The 14696-nt window shown below is 71.1% G+C and carries 13 protein-coding genes; 8 read left to right on the forward strand and 5 right to left on the reverse strand.

The features are described 5' to 3' along the window. The first annotated feature begins 13 nt into the window (after positions 1–13). Positions 14–2215, forward strand: coding sequence for an RNA degradosome polyphosphate kinase (locus IEX42_RS08580; protein ID WP_188779403.1), 2202 nt, complete (start codon positions 14–16; stop codon positions 2213–2215). A gap of 161 nt (positions 2216–2376) precedes the next feature. On the opposite strand, the gene IEX42_RS08585 is transcribed toward IEX42_RS08580, so the two are convergent. Beyond that, positions 2377–3471, reverse strand: coding sequence for a hypothetical protein (locus IEX42_RS08585; protein WP_188779404.1), 1095 nt, complete (start codon positions 3469–3471; stop codon positions 2377–2379). Positions 3472–3516: 45 nt separating this feature from the next. On the opposite strand from IEX42_RS08585, the gene IEX42_RS08590 reads away from it, so the two are divergent. The 6 genes from IEX42_RS08590 to IEX42_RS08615 all read left to right on the forward strand — a co-directional run bounded on the left by IEX42_RS08590 (position 3517) and on the right by IEX42_RS08615 (position 9679). Then, complete coding sequence (locus IEX42_RS08590) at positions 3517–4425, forward strand: NUDIX hydrolase (protein ID WP_188779405.1); 909 nt, start codon at positions 3517–3519, stop codon at positions 4423–4425. 169 nt (positions 4426–4594) lie between these two features. Further along, entirely contained in the window at positions 4595–5698 is a 1104-nt protein-coding gene (pstS, locus tag IEX42_RS08595) for a phosphate ABC transporter substrate-binding protein PstS (protein ID WP_188779406.1), read from the forward strand. Between the two features lie 11 nt (positions 5699–5709). Then, a complete protein-coding gene (pstC, locus tag IEX42_RS08600; protein WP_188779407.1) occupies positions 5710–6654 on the forward strand; it encodes a phosphate ABC transporter permease subunit PstC in 945 nt (314 codons plus the stop codon). After that, positions 6651–7733 carry a phosphate ABC transporter permease PstA gene (pstA, locus tag IEX42_RS08605; protein ID WP_188779408.1) on the forward strand — a complete coding sequence of 361 codons (1083 nt, stop codon included), beginning with the start codon at positions 6651–6653 and terminating at the stop codon, positions 7731–7733. The genes pstC and pstA overlap by 4 nt, the downstream gene beginning before the upstream one ends. A 47-nt stretch (positions 7734–7780) precedes the next feature. Further along, positions 7781–8560: a phosphate ABC transporter ATP-binding protein PstB gene (gene pstB / locus IEX42_RS08610; protein ID WP_188781015.1), complete on the forward strand. Its 780-nt coding sequence runs from the start codon at positions 7781–7783 to the stop codon at positions 8558–8560. Positions 8561–8671: 111 nt separating this feature from the next. Beyond that, entirely contained in the window at positions 8672–9679 is a 1008-nt protein-coding gene (locus IEX42_RS08615; RefSeq protein WP_188779409.1) for a hypothetical protein, read from the forward strand. Between the two features lie 60 nt (positions 9680–9739). Here the strand turns inward: IEX42_RS08615 and IEX42_RS08620 are convergent, their stop codons facing one another. The 4 genes from IEX42_RS08620 to IEX42_RS08635 all read right to left on the reverse strand — a co-directional run bounded on the left by IEX42_RS08620 (position 9740) and on the right by IEX42_RS08635 (position 12121). Then, positions 9740–10747 carry an inorganic phosphate transporter gene (locus IEX42_RS08620; protein WP_188779410.1) on the reverse strand — a complete coding sequence of 336 codons (1008 nt, stop codon included), beginning with the start codon at positions 10745–10747 and terminating at the stop codon, positions 9740–9742. Between the two features lie 7 nt (positions 10748–10754). Beyond that, positions 10755–11372, reverse strand: coding sequence for a DUF47 domain-containing protein (locus IEX42_RS08625; RefSeq protein WP_188779411.1), 618 nt, complete (start codon positions 11370–11372; stop codon positions 10755–10757). Positions 11373–11509: 137 nt separating this feature from the next. Continuing rightward, on the reverse strand, positions 11510–11692 hold the full coding sequence (locus IEX42_RS08630; RefSeq protein WP_188781205.1) for a hypothetical protein: 183 nt from the start codon (positions 11690–11692) through the stop codon (positions 11510–11512). 225 nt (positions 11693–11917) lie between these two features. Further along, positions 11918–12121 carry a cold-shock protein gene (locus tag IEX42_RS08635; RefSeq protein WP_008360626.1) on the reverse strand — a complete coding sequence of 68 codons (204 nt, stop codon included), beginning with the start codon at positions 12119–12121 and terminating at the stop codon, positions 11918–11920. A 371-nt stretch (positions 12122–12492) separates the two neighbouring features. Between IEX42_RS08635 and IEX42_RS08640 the strand changes: the two genes are divergently transcribed. Then, positions 12493–14688 carry a hypothetical protein gene (locus IEX42_RS08640; RefSeq protein WP_188779412.1) on the forward strand — a complete coding sequence of 732 codons (2196 nt, stop codon included), beginning with the start codon at positions 12493–12495 and terminating at the stop codon, positions 14686–14688. Positions 14689–14696: the final 8 nt, after the last annotated feature.

Genomic DNA, 14696 nt, shown 5'->3' on the forward strand with positions numbered 1-14696 from the left:
GGATGATCCCACCATGACGAACGAGCCCTACCCCGGCCAGGTGACGACCACCGCCGACGACGGCCCGCAGGAGGGCCCGTACGACGGTGGGCTGCGGGTGGTCGCCTCGGAGACCTTCGAGGTGGAGCCGCCGTACGTCCCCGAGTCGGACCTCGACACCGGCGAGCACGACGACCGGTTCCTGGACCGCGAGCTGTCCTGGCTGCGCTTCAACCAGCGGGTGCTGGAGCTGGCCGAGGACCCGACGCTCCCCCTCCTGGAGCGGGCCCGGTTCCTGGCGATCTTCACCTCCAACCTCGACGAGTTCTTCATGGTCCGCGTGGCCGGGCTCAAGCGGCGGATCGCCGCCGGCGTGGCGGTGCGCGCCGCGTCCGGGATGATGCCTCGCGAGGTGCTCGAGCAGATCTACGCCACCGCCTCGGAGCTGATGCTGCGCCAGGCGCGGGTCTTCGACGACCAGCTCGTGCCGGCCCTGGCCGAGGAGGACATCGCGCTGGTCCGCTGGGGCGACCTGGACCCGGACGAGCAGCGCCACTGCAAGAAGCTGTTCAAGCAGCGGATCTTCCCGGTCCTGACGCCCCTGGCCGTCGACCCGGCGCACCCGTTCCCGTACATCTCCGGGCTCTCGCTCAACCTCGCCGTCATCGTCCGCAACCCCAAGACCGGCAAGGAGCACTTCGCCCGGGTCAAGGTGCCGCAGAGCTTCGCGCGGTTCGTCGAGCTGCCCGGGCACCGCTTCGTGCCGCTCGAGGACGTCATCGCCGAGCACCTCAAGCGGCTGTTCCCCGGCATGGAGGTCGTCTCCGCGCACACCTTCCGGGTCACCCGCAACGAGGACCTCGAGGTCGAGGAGGACGACGCCGAGAACCTCCTCAAGGCGCTGGAGAAGGAGCTGCTGCGCCGCAAGTTCGGTCCGGCCGTGCGCCTCGAGGTCGAGGACACCATCGACGCCCAGATCCTCGAGCTGCTGGTCTCCGAGCTCGGTGTGAGCGACGACGAGGTCTTCCGGCTCCCGGGGCCGCTGGACCTGCGCGGGCTGCACGGCGTGGCCGACCTGGACCGCGACGACCTGAAGTTCCCGGCCTTCGTGCCGTCGACGCACACCTCGCTCGCCCCGGTCGAGTCGGCGTCGCCGGTCGACGTGTTCAAGGCGGTCTCGCGCGGCGACGTGCTGCTGCAGCACCCGTACGACTCCTTCGCGACCAGCGTGCAGCGCTTCATCGAGCAGGCCGCGGCCGACCCGCACGTGCTCGCGATCAAGCAGACCCTGTACCGCACGTCCGGCGACTCCCCGATCATCGACGCCCTCGTCGACGCCGCCGAGAGCGGCAAGCAGGTGCTGGTGATCGTCGAGATCAAGGCCCGCTTCGACGAGCAGAACAACATCCGTTGGGCCCGCAAGCTCGAGCACTCCGGCTGTCACGTCGTCTACGGCCAGGTCGGGCTGAAGACGCACTGCAAGCTGTCGATGGTGGTGCGGGAGGAGCCGGACGGGATCCGGCGCTACACCCACATCGGGACCGGGAACTACAACCCCAAGACCGCCCGGATGTACGAGGACCTCGGCCTGCTCACCACCGACGAGCGGATCGGTGAGGACGTCGCCAACCTGTTCAACAACCTCTCCGGATTCAGCCGCAAGCCGTCGTACGACGCGCTGCTCGTGGCCCCGGACTCGGTCCGTACCGGGCTGGTCGAGCAGATCCGCGGCGAGGTCGAGCACCACCGGGCCGGTCGCCCCGCGCGGATCAGGCTGAAGGCCAACTCCGTGGTGGACGAGGCCGTGATCGACGAGCTGTACCGCGCCTCGCGCGCCGGCGTACCGGTCGAGCTGCTGGTCCGCGGGATCTGCAGCCTGCGACCCGGCGTCCCGGGGCTCTCGGAGAACATCCGGGTGCGGTCGGTGCTGGGCCGGTTCCTCGAGCACAGCCGGATCTTCTGGTTCGAGCAGGGCGGCGAGCCGCGGGCCTGGATCGGGTCGGCGGACATGATGCACCGCAACCTCGACCGCCGGGTCGAGGTGCTCACCGCGCTGCCCGGCGCCGACGAGGTGCGCCAGGTCGGGGAGATCCTCGACCTCGCCTTCGACCCCGGCACCTCCGCCTGGGACCTCGACGCCGACGGCAGCTGGACCCGCGCCGTCGCCGCCCCCGGCGAGCCGCCCCTGCGCGACCTCCAGGAGACCCTCATCGCCCGGCACAACCGCCGCCGCTGACGCACCTGCCCGTCGAGTTGCGGGTTCTGCAGGCCCGAGTTGCGGGTTCTGCAGGCCCGGGCCACCTGTGGGATCGGTCAGGCGCAAACTCGATCCTGCAGGGGACGCAACTCAAACCTGCAGAGGGCGCAACTCAACCCTGCAGGGGCGAAGCTCGGCGTTCAGCAGGTGGCGAAGAGCACCGGCCCGGAGGTGATACCGGAGAGCCCCGCCCCGACATCAGGGCGGGGTCGCAGGTCCAGCAGCACGGCGTCCCCGTCGGTACGGCTGCGCGTCAGCCGGTACGTCTCCCCGACGGGCTGCGGGCGGCTCGGGTCCTCGCCGACCACGAGCTCGGCGCGCGGTCGGAGGTTCTCCTCCGCCTGGTCACCGCTCTCGAAGGCCATCGCGACCCGTACGTCGCCGTCGGCGCGCTCGCCGATCACGAGGCTGTCGAGCGGTGCCACTCCTCCCACGTCGGAGACCCGGTCCTCCGCCGACCGCTCGTCCTCGGGCGCGGCCTGCGACATCGACAGGTCGCTGCAGGCGTAGTCGCCGGGCCACACCACGGCCGAGGCCAGTCCCTCGACCCGACCGGCCAGCGCACGCGCCGTGGACCCGGCGTCGGAGGAGGCCAGTGAGTCCGCGTCACCGGTCGCCGAGCGCAGCGCCTTCGCGGCGTACGACGCCGTGTCGCTCGAGACGACCAGGTGCCGGCCGGCGTCGAGCGCGACGTACTGCAGCTCCGGGGTGATCGTCGGGTCGATGCTCGAGACGAGGTCGGCACCGCCGTCCCAGACCCCGTCGTCGCCGGGCGCGTCGTACCCGGCCGAGCGGAGCTTGTCCTCGAGCCCGTCGAAGTCCACCGAGTCGTCCATCCTCAGCACCATCGCGGCACCCTCCGGCGCGATGCCGTACGCCTCCCAGTCGGCGTTCCCCGGACCGAACCCGAGGTTCGTGGCCAGGGCGCTGCCGGAGTCCGCGATGCTCGAGGACGAGGTGAGGTCCCGGTCGTAGCCGCGCTCGAGAAGCGTGTCCACCCGGCTCGCGGCGATCGGCGCGCGACTGCGGGCCACCCGCTCGCGCACCGCGGCCCAGTCGGTGAACGCGACCCGCTTGGTGCCGGCCGGCGCGGTTGCGAGCGCCTGCTGCAGGTCCGACCCACCACGCAGCTCGCGGACCACGAGGAGACCGGCGACGACGACCACCACCACCAGGACCGCCGCCAGCACGACCCGGCGGCGGGACGCGCTGCGGGGCACGGAAGGCAGTCGCATCGGGTGGCCGTCCTCTCCTCGCTGCGGCGGTGTGAGACTAGACCCATGGTGGTCACCCGCCCGGGTCAGGCGACGTTCGGCGAGCCCGCGACGCGAGCGGCGGACGTCATCGCCGCCGGCGCCGTGGTCGTGCGCAAGGGACGGGTGCTGCTGGTGCACCGGCCGAAGTACGACGACTGGTCCTTCCCCAAGGGCAAGCAGGACCCCGGCGAGCACCCGGTGACGACGGCGGTGCGCGAGGTGATCGAGGAGACCGGCGTCGAGATCCGGCTGGGCCGTCCGGTGCGGCCTCAGGCGTACCTCCAGCGCGACGGCCGGACCAAGCTGGTCCACTACTGGCTCGGGTACGTCGTCGGCGACCCCGACGTCGGCCGCTACGAGCCCAACCGCGAGATCGACCGCGTCGAGTGGGTCCCGGTGGAGCAGGCCGAGAGCCGGTTGACGTACCCGCGTGACGCCACCGTCCTGGAGGACGCCCTCTCGCAGTCCAAGCGCACCGGCGTGCTGGCGGTGCTGCGGCACACCAAGGCGCGCCCACGCAAGAGCTGGCGCGGGGAGGACCCGAAGCGACCGCTGGCCGAGCAGGGTGTCGAGCAGGCGCGCGCCGTGGTCCCGCTGCTGTCGGCGTACGCCGTCACCCGCGTGGTCTCCTCGGACTCCGTGCGCTGCCTGCAGACCGTCGCCCCGTACGCCGCCGAGCACGTGCTGGCCGTGCACGGCACCCCCGTGCTGGCCGAGGAGCACGAGCCGGCCGAGGACGTGCCGGCGCTGGTCGAGGACCTGCTCACCTCGAAGGAGCCGACGGTGCTGTGCACCCACCGCCCGGTGCTCCCGGCGGTGCTGGACCGCCTGGGCCTCACCCTCGACGAGCCGCTCTCCCCGGGCGATCTGGTCGTCGTCCACCACCGCAAGGGCGAGGTCGTCGCGGCCGAGCTGCACCCCCGCGACGCCTGACCTCCCCACCGCTCGACCCGATCTGGTTGACGCGACCCACCGCTCGTCGCCGAGTCGGCTCGCACCGTTCACCTCCCGTTCACTGTCCGCGCCGGGTCGATACACCTGCACTGCCTAGGTTCTCCGCGACCGAGCCGCGCACGGCTCATATTCGACACAGGAGAACGACGTGATCCGATCCCCCAAGCGCCTCGCCCTTCCGGGTATCGCTGCCCTCGCCCTGGGCCTCGTCCTGACCGGCTGCGGAGCCGGCAACGAGTCCGGTGGCAGCGGCAGCGGGAGCAGCGACCTCTCCGGCACGCTGCAGGGCTCCGGCTCGAGCGCGCAGGAGGCCGCCATGGACACCTGGCGCTCGTCCTTCCAGGGCGACAACTCCGACGTGACCGTGAACTACGACCCCGCCGGCTCCGGCGCGGGCGTGGAGAAGTTCAACGGAGGCGGCACCGACTTCGCCGGCTCCGACTCCGCGCTGAGCGAGGAGAAGGGCGAGATCGCCGGCGCCAAGAAGCGTTGCGGCGCCGACGCCATCGAGGTGCCCGACTACATCTCCCCGATCGCGCTGGTCTACAACCTCGACGGGGTCGACGACCTGCAGCTCTCGGCCAAGACCGCCGCGAACATCTTCGCCGGCAAGATCACCACCTGGAACGACCCGGCCATCAAGGCCGACAACCCCGACGCCGACCTCCCGTCGACGCGGATCGACCCGGTGCACCGCTCGGACGAGTCGGGTACGACGCAGAACTTCACCGACTACCTGTCCAAGGCCTCCGAGGGTGCCTGGACCTCCGAGCCCGACAAGGTGTGGCCGATCAAGTCCGGCGAGGGTGCGACCGGCACCTCCGGTGTGGTCGCGGCCGTGAAGAACGCCTCCGGCTCGATCGGGTACGCCGACTTCAGCCAGGCCGGTGACCTGTCGACGGCCAAGATCAAGGTCGGCGACGACTACGTCGAGCCGTCCGCCGAGGGTGCCGCCAAGGCGCTCGAGGCCTCTCCGCTGGCCGACGGCCGCCCGGAGAACGACCTCGCCGTCGAGGTGGACCGCACCACGACCGAGTCGGGCGCGTACCCGCTGTTCCTGAGCTCGTACCTCATCGCCTGCCCGACGTACGACGACCAGGCGAAGGCCGACCTCGTCAAGGGCTTCCTCGGCTACATCGTCTCCGAGGAGGGCCAGAAGGCCGCCGCGGAGAACGCGGGCTCGGCGCCGCTGCCGTCCTCGCTGCAGGAGAAGGCCGCGGCGGCGATCGACACGATCTCCGCGAAGGGCTGAGTCGGAGCCTCGTGTCCACCACCGAGCAGCACACCGAGTCACCCAGGTCCGGCACGCGCCGCCTGGGTGACTCGGTGTTCGCCGGCACCGCCTTCGGTGCCGCCTTCCTGATCCTCGTCGCCCTCGCCGGGGTCGCGATCTTCCTGATCGTCCAGGGCGCACCCGCCCTGGGCGCCGGGGCCGACGACCTCAACGGCAAGGGCTCGTTCGTCTCCTACGTGTGGCCCTTCGTGTTCGGCACGCTGTGGGCCGCGGTGATCGCGCTGGTGATCGCCACCCCGCTGGCCATCGGTGTCGCGCTGGCCGTCTCCCACTACGCACCGCGCCGGCTGGCCGCGCCGCTGGGCTACCTGATCGACCTCCTCGCCGCCGTGCCCAGCGTGGTGTACGGGCTGTGGGGCATCGGCTTCCTCGGTCCCCGCCTGGTGCCGGCGTACGGCTGGCTGGCCGAGCACGTGTCGTGGCTCCCGCTCTTCGCCGGACCCGCCTCCGGCACCGGTCGTACGATCCTGACCGCCGGCATCGTGCTGGCGATCATGGTGCTGCCGATCATCACCGCCATCTCCCGCGAGATCTTCGCCCAGGCCCCGCGCCTTAACCAGGAGGCCGCCCTCGCGCTCGGCGCGACGCGCTGGGAGATGATCCGGCTCTCGGTGCTGCCGTACGGCCGCTCCGGTGTCGTCTCCGCGACGATGCTCGGGCTGGGCCGGGCGATGGGCGAGACGATGGCGGTCGCGATGGTGCTCAGCGCCAGCGGCGTCATCACCTTCAACCTGATCTCCTCGACCAACCCGTCCACGATCGCGGCCAACATCGCGCTGTCCTTCCCCGACGCGACCGGCCTGAAGGTCAACGCACTGGTCGCGACCGGCCTGGTGCTCTTCGTGATCACGTTCCTCGTCAACTTCGCCGCCCGCGGGATCGTCTCCCGCGCCGACGCCAAGGTGGGCCGATGACCACGACAGCGCCGCCGCCGACCACGCCCCCGGCCACGCCGCACCTGCCGCTGCGCAGCGCGCGCCTGCCCCGCTCCGCACCGGCGCTCGTCGCCGTCGCCTCGCTGGCCGCTGCCGGCGTCCTCGCGCTGCTCCTCGGCTGGGGGATCATCGCCTGGGCGGTCGTCGCCGGGCTGCTCCACCTGGTCGCGATCACCGTGTGGTCGCGCGCCGTCGAGAACCCTCGCGCGGCGACCGACCGGTTCGTGACCAGCCTGATCTGGATGGCGCTGATCATCGCGTTCGTCCCGCTGGTCTCGCTGCTCTACATCGTGGTCGAGAACGGCGCGGGGCAGATCGACGGCCAGTTCCTCACGTACTCCATGCGCAACGTCGTCGGTGAGGGAGGCGGGATCTACCACTCCCTGGTCGGCACCCTGCTGATCACCCTCGGTGCGACCGTCATCTCAGTCCCGATCGGACTGATGACCTCGATCTACCTCGTCGAGTACGGCGCCCGCTCGAAGGTCGCCGGCTGGATCCGGTTCCTCGTGGACGTGATGACGGGCATCCCCTCGATCGTCGCCGGACTGTTCGCCTTCGCCCTCTTCGCGCTGATCTTCAACGACCCGGGCATCCACTTCGGCATCGGCGGCTCGGTCGCCCTGTCGCTGCTGATGATCCCGATCGTGGTGCGCTCGGCCGAGGAGATGCTCAAGCTGGTGCCCGGCGACCTGCGGGAGGCCTCGTACGCCCTGGGCGTGCCGAAGTGGCGCACGATCGTGAAGGTCGTGATCCCCACCGCGCTGCCGGGCATCATCACCGGGGTGACGCTCGCCGTGTCCCGCGTGATCGGCGAGACCGCGCCGCTGCTGATCATCGCCGGGTCGACCGACTCCTCGAACTTCAACCTGTTCGGCGGTCAGATGTCGACCCTGCCGGTGTTCATCTACTACAGCTACACCCAGCCCGGGCTGAACCCCGAGTTCGCCCAGGGCCGGGCCTGGGGCGCGGCTCTCGTGCTGATCGTCATCGTCATGCTGCTCAACCTCCTCGCCCGCGTGCTGGGCAAGGCCTTCGCCCCCAAGACCGGCCGATGAGCGCCGGGACCGACGACCGCGCGTCGTTCGAAAGGAACACCGACCTGATGGCCAAGAGCATCGACGTCTCCGACCTGAACATCTTCTACGGCAGCTTCCTCGCCGTGGAGGGGGTCAACATGACGATCCCCGCCCGCTCGGTCACCGCGTTGATCGGCCCCTCGGGCTGCGGCAAGTCGACCTTCCTGCGGACCCTCAACCGGATGCACGAGGTGATCCCGGGCGCGCGGGTGGAGGGCAAGGTGGTCGTGGACGGCAACTCGCTCTACGACCCCACGATCGACCCGGTCGAGGTGCGCCGCCAGGTGGGCATGGTCTTCCAGCGGCCGAACCCGTTCCCGACGATGTCGATCGCCGACAACGTCCTGGCGGGCCTGCGGCTGAACAACAAGAAGCTGAAGAAGTCCGAGGCCGAGGACGTCGTCGAGCGGTCGTTGAAGGGCGCGAACCTCTGGAACGAGGTCAAGGACCGGCTGGGCAAGCCCGGGATGGGCCTCTCCGGCGGCCAGCAGCAGCGGCTGTGCATCGCGCGGGCCATCGCCGTACGCCCCCAGGTGCTGCTGATGGACGAGCCGTGCTCGGCGCTCGACCCGATCTCCACCTCGGCCATCGAGGACCTGATCCACGAGTTGCGGACCGACTACACGATCGTCATCGTCACCCACAACATGCAGCAGGCCGCCCGCGTCTCCGAGGACACCGCGTTCTTCAACCTCGCCGGCGCCGGGAAGCCGGGACGCCTGATCGAGATGAGCCCCACGAAGAAGATCTTCTCGAACCCGGACGAAGAGGCCACCGAGGCCTACATCTCCGGCCGCTTCGGGTAGTCCCTGACGTTGTGGTGGTCAGAACGCCGCTTCGACCACCACAACGTCCTGCAGCGCTGACCCTGTGGACAACCACCGCGCCGCTGACGGCGCCGGCGCCATGCTTCTCGGGTGGAGCGCGTCGTCGGCCCCTTCAGCGAGTCGGTCGTGGCGCCGGTCCGGGTGGGCTCCCGTCACCGGGCCGGCCCGATGGCGAGTGAGGTCCGCGGGCCGAGCTGGCGTCGTTCGAGCCGTGGGTGGTACGTCCCCACCTCGGCGCCACTGACGGCCGAGCAACGCATCGTCGAGGCGGCGGCCGTGCTGCGACCGGGTACTGCGGTGACCGGCTGGGCGGCCCTGCGCTGGATGGGTGGGCGCTGGTTCTCCGGCGCCTCGCAGGGCGGACGCGTCCTCGACGACGTCGACCTCGTCGCGATGTGCCGCGAGATCCGCACGCCCCCGGGGGCAAGGGTCAGCCAGGAGCGGCTCACGCCGGCCGACGTCGTCGGTCACGACGGCCTGCCGGTGACCGTCGCCGCGCGGTCCGCCTGCTTCCTGATGCGGTACGCCCCCTCGCTCACCGCGGCGGTGGTGGCCGCGGAGATGGCTGCGTTCTCCGATCTCGTCAGCGCCGACGAGCTCGCCGCGTACGTCCTCGACCACCCGGGCTGGACCGGGATCGAGCGTGCTCGCCGCGCCACCCGGCTGATGTCGGAGAACAGCTGGTCCCCGATGGAGAGCCGGCTGCGGATGCTGTGGCTCAAGCACGGGCTGCCCGCCGTACTGGTGAACCCACCGGTCTTCGACCTCGCCGGACGCCACGTCGCGACTCCGGACCTCCTCGAGCCCGAGTCCGGTCTCGCGGTCGAGTACGACGGCGTCGAGCACCTCGACGTCTCGCAACGCCGGCACGACGTGGGCCGTGAGGAGCAGATGCGTGACGTCGGCCTCGAGTACGTCACCGTGCTGGGCCCAGACCTGGCCGCACCGGAACGGCTTGCCGCGCGCATGGAGCGCGCCGTGCGACGGGCCGCGAGCACGAGACGGGTGCGGTCGTGGACGACGACCCCTCCACCAGGCTGGCTCGGGGCCGACACCGTCGCCGAACGGCGTGCGTTGCGAGCGCGGCACGCCGCATAGGCCGAGCTGAAGGACGTTGTGGTGGCGTGTCGACCCGTTCGACCGCAAGAACGTCAGGGACTACCCGAGCCGGGCGACGTAGTGCAGCAGCAGGTACGCCACCGCAGCCGCCGCGCCCGCAGCGGGGAAGGTGAGGATCCACCCGGCCACGATGGTGCGGGCCATCCCCCAGCGCACGGCGGAGAACCGCTTGGTCGCGCCCGCGCCCATGATCGCCGAGGTGATGGTGTGGGTCGTGGAGACCGGGGCGTGGGCCAGGATCGCCATGCCGTAGAGCACGGCCGCGCCCGTCGCCTCGGCCGAGAAGCCGCGTGCCGGGTCGAGCGCGATGATCTTGCGACCGAGGGTGCGCATGATCCGCCAGCCGCCGGAGTACGTCCCCAGCGAGATCGCGCTGGCGGAGATGATCACCACCCAGAGCGGCAGGTCGTCACCGGACTGCGCCCGGCCGGTGACCAGCAGCGCCAGGAAGATCACGCCCATGGTCTTCTGCGCGTCCTGCAGGCCGTGGCCCAGCGCCAGCGCGGAGGCGGAGACGGTCTGCATCAGCCGGAAGCCTCGCTGCACCTTGTGCGGGTTGCGGCGCCGGAAGATCCACATCACCGCGAGCATCACCGCGAAGGCGACCGCGAAGCCGATCAGCGGCGAGAGCACCATGGGGATGACGACCTTGTCGACGATCGTCGCCCAGTGGACCGTTGCGCTGGCCACGAGCGCCGAGCCGACGAGCCCGCCGATGAGGGCGTGGGAGGACGACGACGGCAGCCCGAAGTACCACGTCACGAGGTTCCAGGTGATCGCCCCCAGCAGTCCGGCCAGCACGATCACCAACCCGTGGACGACGCCGACGCCCGAGGTGCTGATCACCTCGCTCACCGTCTGTGCGACCTCCTGACCCAGCAGCGCGCCGACGAAGTTCATCACCGCGGCGAGCAGCAGAGCGATGCGCGGGGTCAGCGCCCGGGTCGAGACCGACGTGGCGATCGCGTTGGCCGCGTCGTGAAATCCGTTGGTGTAGTCGAACGCGAGGGCGACGACGACCACCGCGATGACGATGGCGAGTTCCACGACCGGCTCAGGTCTCCTTGACGTGGATCTGCTCGACGATGTTCGCGACCTTCTCGAAGGCGTCGATCGCCTTCTCCAACGAGTCGACGACATCCTTCAGCTTGAGCACCTCGAGGGCGTCGTACTTGCCCGAGAAGAGCTTGGCCAGGATCCGGCGGTACGTCTTGTCCCCGGTGTTCTCGAGCCGGTTGACCTCGATCCAGTACTCGTCGAGATCCTTCATCGCCTGCAGCCGCGGCATCGCCTCGGCGGTCAGCTCGGCGCACCGCTGGAGCACCTCGACCTGCTGGGCGAGCTGCTTGGGCAGCCGCTCGACCTCGTAGAGGTTGACCAGGTCGACGGCCTCCTCCATGTAGTCCATGACGTCGTCGAGACCGGAGGCCAGCGAGTAGATGTCCTCACGGTCGAACGGGGTGACGAACGTCGAGTTCACCCGCCGCACGATGTCGTGGGTGATCTCGTCGCACTCGTGCTCGGCGACACGCATCCGCTCGGCGACCGTTGCACGGTCGGCGCCGTCGGCGAGGACCTCGGCGAGGAGGTCGGCGCCGCGCACCAGGCCTCGTGCCGAGTCGGTGAAGAGCTCGTAGAACGTGCCGTCGACCGGACGGAACCGCAGGGCCACGGGTGCACTCCTGTTAGCAGGGTCAGGACACGCCCGCTGACGGGCCGTGGCGAGGGTACGACGCCCGGGTGAACTGCGCCCGCGCCGGGGTGGGTCCCGCCCCGCACGCGAACCGGACGGCTCACGCTGCCGAGGCGTCAGGCGCTCTCGGCCCGGGGGAGCACGAAGGATCGGTCGCCGAGCCCGAGCAGCTCGTCGATCTCCCCGTCGGAGAGGTCGCCCTCGCACTCGTTGGCCGCCACCATGAGCGCGGCGGTGAGCTGGACCTCGTCCAAGAGGTCATGGTCCTGCAGGTCCACCTGCAGCGGGTCCTCGGTCACCGCGCGCCTCCCTCTCGTGTGCGGTGGCGGATCGCGGGACGCGTTCCGCCGAGGACTCATGTCTAAGCCATGGGCGGGCTCGGCGTCCGGCGAACATCCGGTTATCCGCCCGTGTCTAATCCACAGGTATGTGCACTGCGGAGATGTGAAGACCCCGCCCCCGCGGCACGAAGCCACGAGGACGGGGTCGAAGGTCCGGACCCGGTCACCCGGGCCCGGGACGCCTCACAGAGGGCGGACGTTCTCCGCCTGCGGGCCCTTGGGGCCCTGGGTGACGTCGAACTCGACCTTCTGGTTCTCGTCGAGGGTCTTGTAACCCTGCGTCTGGATCGCGGAGTAGTGGACGAAGACGTCGTCGCCGCCATCCTCCTGAGCGATGAAGCCGAAGCCCTTCTCGGCGTTGAACCACTTGACGGTGCCCTGAGCCATGCTGGTGTTTCTCCTTGTTTCACAGGCGAGGGACGAACCACGTCGGCCGCCCCGACAGCGACTGCGGTGTCACGTACGTCCCGCCCCGCCTTCGCAAAGAGAAACGCCGTTGGCCCTACTCACCCCAACGTGCGTTGTGTTGAAGTGCAGCCGCTGCGCGGTCGAGCGTACCAATATCAGCGGCCCTGACCTACCGGTGTCAGGTGACGAGCGGGTGAAATTGTTCGACCGCCCCGGGCGCCGTTCGTGGCCGACGCCTCCCTCTCGCCTACCGTGGGGCCCTGAACCGGACTGCCGGACCGGTCGCCACGCCCTTCGCAGGCGCCCCTTCCGGCTGTCGTGCGACGACTCAAGAGAGAGGGTGGCCCGTCATGAGCGACGGTCGCTCCGAGGACCAGGGCTCCCCCGAGAGCCGCCCCGGCGCCGAGCCGGAGCGCGAGCGCACCACGGCCGCCTCCGACCTGCTCGCCATGTGGGTGACCGGGCGGTCCGCCCCCGAGTCGCCGGAGCCCGCCGTGCCACCGGCCGCGGCGGACGAACCCGCGTCCCGAGAGTCCGCCGAGTCCACTGAGCCCGCCGGGTCCACCGGACCCGCCCAGGACGAGGAGGAGTACGTCGAGTCGTTGTGGCCCAGCGACGAACCCAGCGGCGAGTCGTTCGCCGGTGGTTCGGCGACCGAGCCCGACGGCGGCGAGCAGTGGTGGCCGTACGCCGCCGACCCGGCCACGCCGAGCGCTTCCGAGGACGGTGCGACCGAGGAGCCCTCCGCACCTCCGGCGCCGACGTCGATGGACCCCCGCAGCCTGGACATGACGACGACGGCCAGCTGGACCCTCGCCGACTTCGAGCGCTACGTGCGCAACCAGGAGGACAACGAGCTCGCCGAGTGGATCGGCGACCGGTCCGACCGGTCCGAGCCCACGCCGACCGCCACGGTCGAGGGCACGGAGCCGGTGCAGGACGAGGTCGACGATGCCTTCTCCGCCGCACCGGGGACCACGGCGCCACCCGCCGAGGAGGACGACGAGCAGCTCACGGTCCCCGAGGTCGACACGGTCGACGCGGTCGCACCTGCGCCGACACCCGTCCTCGACACCGCTGCGGCTGCCGCACCGGCCGACGGGATCGGGTCCACCGACGACTCCGAGGACGACGAGTCCGAGGACGACGAGCCCGCAGAGGACGAGGCCGACGTCGAGTGGAACCCACCGGAGGGCGAGGCCCCGGTCGTCGAACGCGCTGCCGAGCCGGCTGACGAGACGCCAGCGCCCGACGAGTGGTCGAGCTGGGACCGGGACGCCCTCCGGGAGCCGACGGTCGAGCCCGACCTCGCCACCCCCGAGACCGCTCCTGAGCCGACCGCCCCCGACCCCGGACAGGCCGAGCTCTTCTCCGACGACGCGCGAGTCGCCGACGAGCTCCCCGAGCCCGCCGACGACGTCTGGCCCGAGGCGCCGGTCGTCGAGCCCGCCGCTGCGCCGGCCGAGGACCCCGAGCCTGCGTCCTCCCTCGCCGCCGTGCCCGAGTCCACGCCGGAGCCCGTCTCCGCGTCGCCCACCTGGGACCTCCGCGAGTGGTACGACGACTACGGCCTGCGGTGGGTCTCCGGCGACGGCGGCTACACGTGGTACTCCGACGACGGCCAGGGCTGGGACGCCGAGCACAGCGCGGTGATCCCGGTCGAGCCCGGGTACGTCCCCTTCCCGGGCGACCCGCGGTCACCGGGCGTGGGCGCGACCTCGACCACGGGGTCCGCCGCGACGGCCCCGGAGCCCGATCCGGCGCCGGAACCGGCCGCGGAGACCGTCGAGCCCTCGTCCCGGGCGGACGCGTGGTCCGCGACCGACGCGGAGCCGACAGCCCCCGCCGGCGCCGCGGCCCCAGCGGACGTCTCGGACCCGGCGGACGCCGACGAGCCCGACGCGCCGCTGCCGACGGGTCTCGCGAACGAGGGCGGGACCGACTCTGCGGACGACGACGTCGACTGGTCCCGCTCGACCCAGGACACCTCGTCGTTCTACGCCGCGCTCGCGACCGACGACGAGTCCACCCCGGAGCCCGCCTCGGCGCGCCTGCGAAGGGGCCGTGCGGAGCCCGAGCCGCTCACCCCTCCTCGCGACGACTCCAAGGGTTTCCCCGAGCACGTGGAGTACAAGCCTCGCGGTGCCCACCGCCCGCTGCTGATCCTGCTGTTCATCGTCGCCGCGGTGATCGCGGTCGGCGCGATCTTCTGGGCCGTGTCCCGCGGCAACCAGGTGGTCTGGGGCATCGCCGCCGGCATCACCGGGCTCACGCTGTGCTTCTGGTGGGGGCTGCTGAGCTGGACGCCGACACTGGTCTCGGTGGACGGGCCGATGCTGGAGGTCTCGCGCGGCTCCGACGGCGAGCGGTTCGACCTGCGCAGCTCGAAGCTGGACATCCGAGTCGACGACGACGTCTACTCCCGCGCCTGGCGGACGACGATCGTGCGTCCCAACGGCACCGAGCTCGTGATCCCGTCCTCCGCGGTCGACGCCGAGGAGTTCTCCCGGATCGTGGCGCACCACCGTGCCGAGGTGGCCCGGTAGTTTGCGGG

Origin of the sequence: Marmoricola endophyticus, assembly GCF_014644415.1 — a bacterium.
Classification (GTDB): Bacteria; Actinomycetota; Actinomycetes; order Propionibacteriales; family Nocardioidaceae; genus Marmoricola; species Marmoricola endophyticus.